This is a genomic window from Ruegeria sp. AH12, assembly GCF_056541465.1.
Genome location: NZ_JBQFYL010000224.1, coordinates 1 through 531 on the forward strand (window position 1 = coordinate 1; position 531 = coordinate 531).

The 531-nt window shown below is 58.2% G+C and carries 1 protein-coding gene; it reads right to left on the reverse strand.

The genetic code is table 11. The features are described 5' to 3' along the window. On the reverse strand, positions 1-531 hold a 531-nt coding region (locus ACR0EL_RS22755; RefSeq protein WP_480502392.1), incomplete at both ends, for a fatty acid desaturase.

The following is a 531-nucleotide window of genomic DNA, read 5'->3' on the forward strand; positions in this document are numbered from 1 at the left end:
CGCGCGCGCGATTTCTCATGCGCGCGGTGTTCCAGGAATGTGCGGATCTTGACCAGTCCCAGCCCGATATATGCTGAAAGGGCGAAGGCCCAGATCGGCATTTGCGAAAGCGCGACGATCCAAAGAGTCGCGACAACGCCGGGCATATGCAGCGCCCATGCCAACAAAATCGCCCGATCTCCGCGAAGTGCACCACGCAGTTCATCCCTCAAGAACGCAACCTGCCCGATCGCAGGCCCCAGAACCATCCGCCCCAGCAAAGTATTGTTCACTTGATACATCCGTCTTTGCCATTGAGCCAGAGACGCCCAGACCTGCGGGTCGAGATAGTTGGTCTCAGGGTCATCATAGGGATCGGTTAGGTTCGCGTCACAGTGATGCGCCAGATGCAGGTCCCGAAACCGATTGTAGGGAATGAACAAAGTCAGCGGCATCGCCATCAGCGTCTCATTCAGCCACTTCTGGCGAAAGGGATGCCCGTGCAAAGCCTCATGGGTCAGCGAGGAATGCAGCGCAGCCACCAGCCCCATG